This is a genomic window from Streptomyces botrytidirepellens (assembly GCF_003721215.1).
Lineage (GTDB): Bacteria > Actinomycetota > Actinomycetes > Streptomycetales > Streptomycetaceae > Streptomyces > Streptomyces himastatinicus.
This window is the reverse complement of the sequence record NZ_RIBZ01000729.1, coordinates 1-8,375: the sequence shown is the minus strand read 5'-3', so window position 1 is coordinate 8,375 and position 8,375 is coordinate 1. Positions and strand designations below refer to the sequence as shown.

Annotated in this window: 10 protein-coding genes; all 10 read right to left on the bottom strand. The window is 72.9% G+C overall.

All coding sequences use genetic code 11. The features are described 5' to 3' along the window. Window positions 1-1,102 (bottom strand): hemolysin family protein (locus EEJ42_RS37255; protein WP_246097615.1); only part of this gene is annotated, 1,102 nt, incomplete at its 3' end. Next, on the bottom strand, window positions 1,099-2,496 hold the full coding sequence (locus EEJ42_RS37250; protein ID WP_123106612.1) for a hemolysin family protein: 1,398 nt from the start codon (window positions 2,494-2,496) through the stop codon (window positions 1,099-1,101). The genes EEJ42_RS37250 and EEJ42_RS37255, both read right to left, overlap by 4 nt. A gap of 200 nt (window positions 2,497-2,696) precedes the next feature. Further along, entirely contained in the window at window positions 2,697-3,152 is a 456-nt protein-coding gene (locus EEJ42_RS37245; protein WP_123106611.1) for a PH domain-containing protein, read from the bottom strand. Between the two features lie 48 nt (window positions 3,153-3,200). Further along, window positions 3,201-4,049, bottom strand: a complete 849-nt coding sequence (gene hisG / locus EEJ42_RS37240; protein WP_123106610.1) for an ATP phosphoribosyltransferase — start codon at window positions 4,047-4,049, stop codon at window positions 3,201-3,203. A gap of 47 nt (window positions 4,050-4,096) precedes the next feature. Beyond that, on the bottom strand, window positions 4,097-4,369 hold the full coding sequence (locus tag EEJ42_RS37235) for a phosphoribosyl-ATP diphosphatase (protein WP_039936817.1): 273 nt from the start codon (window positions 4,367-4,369) through the stop codon (window positions 4,097-4,099). 47 nt (window positions 4,370-4,416) lie between these two features. After that, window positions 4,417-4,890 carry a 6,7-dimethyl-8-ribityllumazine synthase gene (gene ribH / locus EEJ42_RS37230; RefSeq protein WP_123106609.1) on the bottom strand — a complete coding sequence of 158 codons (474 nt, stop codon included), beginning with the start codon at window positions 4,888-4,890 and terminating at the stop codon, window positions 4,417-4,419. 35 nt (window positions 4,891-4,925) lie between these two features. Continuing rightward, on the bottom strand, window positions 4,926-6,272 hold the full coding sequence (locus tag EEJ42_RS37225) for a bifunctional 3,4-dihydroxy-2-butanone-4-phosphate synthase/GTP cyclohydrolase II (protein WP_246097614.1): 1,347 nt from the start codon (window positions 6,270-6,272) through the stop codon (window positions 4,926-4,928). Further along, window positions 6,269-6,964: a nicotinamide mononucleotide transporter family protein gene (locus EEJ42_RS37220; RefSeq protein ID WP_123106608.1), complete on the bottom strand. Its 696-nt coding sequence runs from the start codon at window positions 6,962-6,964 to the stop codon at window positions 6,269-6,271. Before EEJ42_RS37220 ends, EEJ42_RS37225 begins: the two co-directional genes overlap by 4 nt. Continuing rightward, on the bottom strand, window positions 6,961-7,581 hold the full coding sequence (locus tag EEJ42_RS37215; RefSeq protein ID WP_123106607.1) for a riboflavin synthase: 621 nt from the start codon (window positions 7,579-7,581) through the stop codon (window positions 6,961-6,963). Before EEJ42_RS37215 ends, EEJ42_RS37220 begins: the two co-directional genes overlap by 4 nt. A 1-nt stretch (window position 7,582) precedes the next feature. Next, window positions 7,583-8,375 (bottom strand): bifunctional diaminohydroxyphosphoribosylaminopyrimidine deaminase/5-amino-6-(5-phosphoribosylamino)uracil reductase RibD (gene ribD / locus EEJ42_RS37210; protein WP_123106606.1); only part of this gene is annotated, 793 nt, incomplete at its 5' end.

Here is an 8,375-nt window from a genome sequence, read left to right as displayed (position 1 = left end):
CGGCCGACGCCGCGGCCGGGGTCTGGACCGGGGTGGCGCCGCGCGGCTCGGCCGCGAGGCGGCCGCGGCCGCTGTCCCGGTGGGCCGGGTCGCGGACCTCGCCGACCAGCATCTCCAGCACGTCCTCCAGCGCGACCAGCCCCAGCACCTTGCCGGACGCGTCGGCCACGGCCGCCAGGTGCGAGGCCGCCCGCCGCATCGCGCTGAGCGCGTCGTCCAGCGGCAGTTCGGCGCGCAGGGTCTCGATCGGATGCCAGACCCGCTGGGGGACCGCCCGTTCGGGGGCCTCCAGGTCCAGGACGTCCTTCACGTGCACGTAGCCCATGAAGGCGCCTCCGGCGCCGCGCACCGGGAAGCGCGAGTAGCCGGTGCGCACCGTCAGCTCCTCGATCTGCCGGGGCGTGACCGAGGGGTCGACGGTGACCAGGCCCGCCGGGTCGAGGAGGACGTCGGTGACCGGGCGGCTGCCCAGCTCCAGGGCGTCGGCGAGCCGTTCGTGCTCCCCGTCGTCGAGGAGCCCGGCCTGCCGGGAGTCCTCGACCAGATGGGTCAGCTGCTCGCTCGTGAAGACGGCCTCGACCTCGTCCTTGGGCTCGACCCGGAAGAGCCGGAGCACCAGCCGGGAGCACGCACCCAGCATCGCGGTGACCGGACGGCACAGCCGAGCGAAGCCGACGAGGCCGGGGGCGAGCCACAGCGCGGTCTTCTCGGGCGCCGCCATGGCCAGGTTCTTCGGCACCATCTCGCCGATCACCAGGTGCAGGCAGACGACGACGGCGAGCGCGATGGCGTAGCCGAGCGGATGGACGAGCCCCGCGGGCAGGTGCACGACGTGGAAGACCGGCTCCAGCAGCTTGGCGACGGTCGGCTCGGCGACCGCGCCGAGGGTCAGCGAGCAGACGGTGATGCCGAACTGCGCGGCGGCCATCATCTGCGGCAGGCTCTCCAGCCCGGTGAGCACCGTACGGGCCCGCGCGGAGCCCTCGGCCGCCCGCGGTTCGATCTGGCTGCGGCGCACGGAGACCAGGGCGAACTCGGCGCCGACGAAGAATCCGTTGGCGAGGACCAGAAGAGCGGCGAAGAGGAGTTGGACGAGGCTCATCGCTCAGTTTCCTTCTCGGCTACAGCAGCTGCTACGGCAACGGCGCCGGTCGCGGAGCCGGCCCCGGCACTCGTACCCGCTGCGGTCCGGACGATCCGTACCCGCTCCGCCCGGTGGTGGCCGACCTGCCGGACGGCCAGCCTCCAGCCGGGCAGCTCGGCGGTGTCGCCGGGGGCGGGGATCCGGCCGAGCAGATCGGCGACCAGCCCGGCCACCGTCTCGAACGGCCCGTCGGGCACCTCGAGACCGATCCGGCGGAGGGTGTCGACGCGGCAGGCCCCGTCGGCGTCCCATGCGGGCCGGCCGTCCTCGGCGACGGTCTGGGCCAGGTCGGGCGTGTCGGCGGCCTCGTCGTCGTGTTCGTCGCGGACCTCGCCGACCAGCTCCTCGACGATGTCCTCCAGGGTGACGACACCGGCCGTGCCGCCGTATTCGTCGACGACCACGGCTATCGGCTGCTCGCTGCGCAGCCGCTCCAGCAGCGGCTGGACGGGCAGCGTCTCGGGGACGAGCACCGGAGGCTGGGCGATGGACCCGACGGGGGTGCGCAGCCGGTCGTCCGCGGGCACCGCGAGGGCGTCCTTGAGGTGGACCATGCCGATGACCTCGTCCAGGCGGTCGCGGTAGACCGGGAACCGGGAGAGTCCGGTGGCCCGGGTGAGGTTGAGCACGTCCACGGCGGTCGCCGTGGACTGGAGGGCGCTGACCCGCACCCGCGGGGTCATCACGTGCTGTGCCGTGAGGTCGGCGAGCGAGAGGGTGCGGACGAACAGGTCCGCGGTGTCCTGCTCGATCGCCCCGGCCCGCGCCGAATGGCGGGCCAGCGAGACCAGCTCACCGGGGGTACGGGCGGACGCCAGCTCCTCGGTGGGCTCGACGCCCAGCATCCGCACCAGCCGGTTGGCGACCGTGTTGAGCAGGGCGATGACCGGCCGGAAGAAGTGGGCGAACGCGGACTGCGGGCCCGCGACGAAGCGCGCGACCTGGAGCGGCCGGGAGACCGCCCAGTTCTTGGGCACGAGTTCGCCGATCACCATCTGGACGGCGGAGGCCACGAGCATGCCGATGACGACGGCGACGCCGGAGACGGCGCCGTGCGGCAGCCCCACCGCGGACAGCGGCGCGGTCAGCAGATGGCCGAGCGCGGGCTCGGCGAGCATGCCGACCACCAGGGAGGTGATGGTGATGCCGAGCTGGGTGCCGGAGAGCTGGAAGGACAGCTCGCGCAGCGCCTCGACGACGGTACGGGCGCGCCGGTCGCCTTCTTCGGCGGCCCGCTCCGCGTCCGGCCGCTCGACCGTGACCAGGCCGAATTCGGCGGCCACGAAGAAGCCGTTGGCGAGGATGAGGACGAGTGCCGCGGCGAGCAGCAGGAGAGACAGGGTGACGCTCATGCCGCCGCCTCGGGGTCGGCGGCGGCGCAGGTACTACAGGACGATCCGTCCATCTCTGGAGGGAGTCACTCCTTGGGTCGCAGGGTGAGCCCGCCGGCTGCGCGCGGGGGTGCGGGCAGGTCGAGGCGGGGCGGGGCATCGTTCGGCCCCGGCAACAGAGTAAACAAGGATGGGCGGTTACGGGCAGGCCCCTCACGGGGTCAGGACGTGCCACCGCCCGTGCCGTGGTGTTCGGCGAGGACGCGCAGGGCCCGGGCGTCGTCGATGGCCCGCGCCTTCGCGACGCCCACCTGGATGCCCATCGCGGGCAGGCTGGTGCCGTCGGCGAGGTCCAGATGGACCCAGGCGTCGCCGGGCCGCAGGTTGACCCGCAGCACCTCGGCCCACTCCAGACGGCGGGTGGTGATGAGGTTGACCACGGTCACCCCGGCCTCGTCGGCCACCACCTTGGGGCGGCTGAACAGCGCGAGGCCCGCGAAGAACAGCAGCCCGGTCAGGATGAAGCTGGCCTGCTCGCCCGGGGAGAGGTTCTCCAGGAGCAGTCCGATCGCGGTGAGGACGACGACGAGGGCCGCGCCGACGGTCAGCAGGACGATCCGGGTGACGGTCGGCCGGAAGGTGACCGGAAGGGCGGGCGGCTGGGCGACGGCGGACACGTGTGTGGGGTCTCTCGTGAGAGGGAGGGGGAAGGTTACCGGGGTGGCTCAGAGGCGGCAGGCGTGGATGCCGGTGGTGAGGATCGCCCGCGCCCCCAGCTCGTACAGCTCGTCCATGATCCGCTGGGCGTCCTTGGAAGGGACCATCGAGCGGACCGCGACCCAGCCCTCGTGGTGCAGCGGGGAGACGGTGGGCGATTCGAGGCCGGGGGTGAGCGCCACGGCCCGCTCGACCTGCTCGACCCGGATGTCGTAGTCCATCATCACGTAGCGCCGGGCCACCAGGACGCCCTGCATCCGGCGGAGGAACTGGCGCACCTTGGGGTCGTCGGTGGGCGCGCCGGTACGGCGGATCACGACCGCCTCCGACTCCAGGATCGGCTCGCCGATGATGTCCAGACCGGCGTTGCGCAGGGTGGTGCCGGTCTCCACGACATCCGCGATGATCTCGGCGACGCCGAGCTGGATGGCGGTCTCCACGGCGCCGTCGAGGTGGACGACGGCGGCGTCCACCCCGTGGTCGGCGAGGTGCTTGGTGACCAGGCCGGAGAAGGAGGTGGCGACGGTCATCCCGCCGAACTCGCTCACGTCGGTGGCCGTGCCGGGCCGGGTGGCGTAGCGGAAGGTGGACCCGGCGAAGCCGAGCTGGAGGATCTCCTCGGCCTGGGAGCCGGAGTCGAGCAGCAGATCGCGGCCGGTGATGCCGATGTCGAGGCGGCCGGAGCCCACGTACACGGCGATGTCGCGGGGGCGCAGGAAGAAGAACTCGACGTCGTTGTCGGCGTCGACCAGGACGAGTTCCCTGCGGTCCTTGCGCTGCTTGTAGCCCGCCTCATGGAGCATCGCCGACGCAGGCTCGGACAGTGAACCCTTGTTGGGGACGGCGATGCGCAGCATGAGGGGTGATTCCTTCGTACGGGGGATGGGTGGTGAGCGGGGGTGGTTCAGAGGTGGGCGTAGACGTCGTCGAGGGTGAGTCCCTTGGCGACCATCATCACCTGGAGGTGGTACAGGAGCTGTGAGATCTCCTCGGCGGCCGCCGCGTCGCTCTCGTACTCGGCGGCCATCCACACCTCGGCGGCCTCCTCGACGACCTTCTTGCCGATCGCGTGCACGCCGGACTGGAGCAGCTCGGCGGTACGGGAAGTGGCGGGGTCGGCCGTGGCGGCCTTCTGCTGGAGCTCGGCGAAGAGCTCCTCGAACGTCTTCTTGGACATGGTGTGCGCCATCCTACTTGGGCCGGACGGCTCGACTTCGCGCAGGTCTACGCGACGGACCGCAGGGTGACGGCGGTGGCGACGGCGGCGGTGACCGCCTCGTGCCCCTTGTCCTCGCTGGAACCGGCGATTCCGGCGCGGTCCAGGGCCTGCTCCTCGGTGTCGCAGGTCAGCACGCCGAAGCCGACGGGGACGCCGGTGTCCACGCTGACCTGGGTGAGGCCCTGGGTGACGCCCTGGCACACATAGTCGAAGTGGGGCGTGCCGCCCCGGATCACGACGCCCAGCGCCACGACCGCGTCGTAGCCGCGGTCCGCGAGGGCCTTGGCGACGACCGGCAGCTCGAAGCTGCCGGGCACCCGCAGCACGGTCGGCTCGGCGATGCCCAGCTCGCCGAGGGCCCGCGTGGCGCCGTCGACCAGGCCGTCCATCACCTTCTCGTGCCACTGTGCGGCGATCACGGCCACACGCAGGTCCCCGCAGTTCTCCACGGACAGTTCGGGGGCACCCTTACCGCTCACGTCACTCCTCAGATCTTTCGTACGTACGGGTGGTTCTACTGGTTGCCGCAGGCGGACACGGGCTCCGGGGCGGCCGCCCGGCGGTCGCCCTCCAGCCAGGGCAGGTCGTGCCCCATCCGGTCCCGCTTGGTCCGCAGATAGCGCAGGTTGTGCTCCCCGGCCTGGACGGGCATCGGCTCCCGGCCGGTGACCCGCAGCCCGTGGCGGACCAGGGCGGTGGTCTTCTCGGGGTTGTTGGTCATCAGCCGCAGGGAGCGCACGCCCAGGTCGGCCAGGATCTCGGCGCCCGCCGCGTAGTCGCGCGCGTCGGCGGGCAGGCCCAGCTCCAGGTTGGCGTCCAGGGTGTCCCGGCCCAGCTCCTGGAGCTGGTACGCGCGCAGCTTGGACAGCAGCCCGATGCCGCGTCCCTCGTGGCCGCGCAGGTACAGCACCACGCCGCGGCCCTCGGCGGTCACCCGCTCCAGCGAGGCGTGCAGCTGGGGGCCGCAGTCGCAGCGCAGCGAGTGGAAGACGTCGCCGGTCAGGCATTCGGAGTGGACCCGGACCAGCACGTCCTCGCCGTCGCCGATGTCGCCCTGGACGAGCGCGATGTGCTCGACGCCGTCGGCGGTCGCGCGGTAGCCGTACGCCTGGAAGTCGCCGAAGGCGGTGGGCAGCCGGGTGGTGGCCTCGCGCCGCACGGCGGGCTCGGCGGCCTTGCGGTACGCGATCATGTCGGCGATCGAGATGATCGCGAGGTCGTGCTTGTGGGCGAAGGAGACCAGGTCGGGCAGGCGCAGCATCACGCCGTCCTCCCCCGCGATCTCGCAGATCACGGCCGCCGGGCGCAGTCCGGCCAGCCGGGCGAGGTCGACCCCGGCCTCGGTGTGGCCGTCGCGGGCGAGCACGCCGCCGGGGCGGGCCCGCAGCGGGAAGATGTGGCCGGGGCGCACGAGGTCGCCGGGGGTGGTGTCCGGGTCGGCCAGCAGACGCAGCGTGGTGGCGCGGTCCGCGGCGGAGATGCCGGTGCTGACGCCGTGTTCGGCGGTGGCGTCGACGGAGACGGTGAAGGCGGTCCCCATGGACTCCGTGTTGTCCTCGACCATCTGCGGCAGCCGCAGCCGGTCGAGGTCGTCGGCCTCCATGGGGGCGCAGATGAGCCCGCGGCACTCGTTCATCATGAAGGCGACGATCTCCGGGGTGATCGTCTCGGCGGCGGCGACGAGGTCGCCCTCGTTCTCCCGGTCCTCGTCGTCCACGACCACGACGGGGCGGCCCGCCGCGATGTCGGCGATCGCCCGCTCGACGGAGTCCAGCGCCAGTTCGTCGGGCGGCCACGCGCCCGCGGGGGCGTCGTCCTCGGCCACCGGTCGCGGCTGCGTCGTCACGTAGGCCTCGCTCATGACACTGACACTCCTTCCATTGCGGGGGTGGTCGCGCTCGGGGACGTCCGGGTGCCCGGCGACGTCCGGGTGTTCTCGGTACGGGAGCGCAGCCACCAGTCGCGCGCGCCCCACAGGACGAGCGCGAAGTAGATGACGTAGACGAGGCCGGAGAAGGCCAGTCCGCTGCTGAAGGCGAGCGGGACGCCGACCACGTCGACCAGCATCCACGCGAACCAGAACTCGATCAGGCCGCGGGCCTGGGCGACCATCGCGGCGAGGGTGCCGACGAAGATGTAGGCGTCGGGCCAGGGGTTCCAGGACAGTTGGGGGACCGCGGTGAACAGCGCGCCGACGGCGAGCGTGCCGACCGCGAGTCCGGTGAGGAGCGCCGCGCGCTCGCGGCCGGTGGCGAAGCGGACGGCGACCGCGCCGCCCTCGTCGCGGCGGCCGTGCCGCCACTGCCGCCAGCCCCAGGCGGCGACGCCGATGACCAGGAGCTGCTTGCCGACGCCGCCGCTGAGGTGGGCGGAGGCGTAGGCGGCGACCAGGATGACGCCGGAGGCGAGCTGGACGGGCCAGGTCCACAGGGAGCGGCGGCGGCCGAGGGCGAGGGCGGCCAGGCCGATGGTGTTGCCGATCGCGTCCGACCACAGGATGTGCTGGCCGAATATCTGCCCGGCTTCGGCGCCCAGCCAGTCGAGGGCGCTCATTCGATCGCCTTCTTGTCCTGGTCCGTGCCCCCGTGGGCGAGCAGGCGCTCGACGTACTTGGCGAGGACGTCCACTTCGAGGTTGACCGGGTCGCCCGGCTGCTTGACGCCGAGGGTGGTGAGGGCGAGCGTCGTCGGGATGAGGCTGACGGTGAAGTAGTCGGGGCCCGCGTCCACGACGGTCAGGCTGATGCCGTCGACCGTGATGGAGCCCTTCTCGACCACATAGCGGCCGAGTTCGGTCGGCAGCGAGATCTTGACGATCTCCCAGTGCTCGGACAGCTTGCGCTCGATGAGGGTGCCGGTGCCGTCCACATGGCCCTGGACCAGATGGCCGCCGAGCCGCCCGCCGAGCGCCATGGGGCGCTCCAGGTTGACGCGCGAGCCGACATCGAGCGCGCCGAGGCTGGAGCGGTCCAGGGTCTCGGCCATCACATCGGCGCTGAACCCGCCGTCCCCGGTGTCGACGACGGTGAGACAGACGCCGTTGACGGCGATGGAGTCGCCGTGCCGCGCACCTTCGGTGACGACGGGTCCGCGCACCTGGAAGCGGGACGCGTCGCCCAGGTTCTCGACGGCGACGATCTCACCCAGTTCTTCGACAATTCCGGTGAACACGTCAGTTCTCCTCGGCGAGGGTGGTGGTGGGTGCGACAGGGACGGCGGTGATGCGCAGATCGGGGCCGAGCCGGGTGACGTCGGCCGCATCCAGGCGCAACGCCCGCGTGATCGTGGTGATTCCGGCGTCGGCGAGGGCGGCGGGGCCCGCGCCGAGCAGGACGGGGGCGAGATAGCCGACGACCTTGTCGACGGCACCCGCGGCGAGGAACGCCCCGGCGAGGGTGGGCCCGCCCTCCAGCAGGACGGAGCGGACGCCGCGGCCGTGGAGGGCGGCGAGGAGCGCGGCGACGTCGAGCCCGCGCCCCGCTGCGGCGCGGGGCAGCCGCACGGTTTCCGTCCCGGCCGGGAGGTGCCCGGTGTCGGCGTCCTCGGCCACGGCGACGAGGGTGGGCGCGGCGTCGTCCAGGATGCGGGCGTCGGGCTTCAGCGCGGTCGCGTTGGTGTCGACGGCGACCCGCAGCGGCTGGGTGACGCCCTCCCGGTCGCGTACGGCGAGGTGGGGATCGTCGGCGCGCAGGGTGCCGGAGCCGACGACCACGGCGTCCGCCTCGGCGCGCAGCCGGTGCACATCGGCGCGGGCGGCGGCGGAGGTGATCCAGCGGCTGGTGCCGTCGGCCGCCGCGCTGCGGCCGTCGAGGGTGGCGGCGTACTTCCACAGCACGAAGGGGCGGCCGCGGCGCATCGCGGTCAGCCAGGCCTCGTTGACCGCCTCCGCCTCGTCGGCCAGCGGCCCGGCCGCGACGTCGATCCCGGCCGCGGCGAGGGTCGCGGCGCCGCCGCGCGCCTGGGCG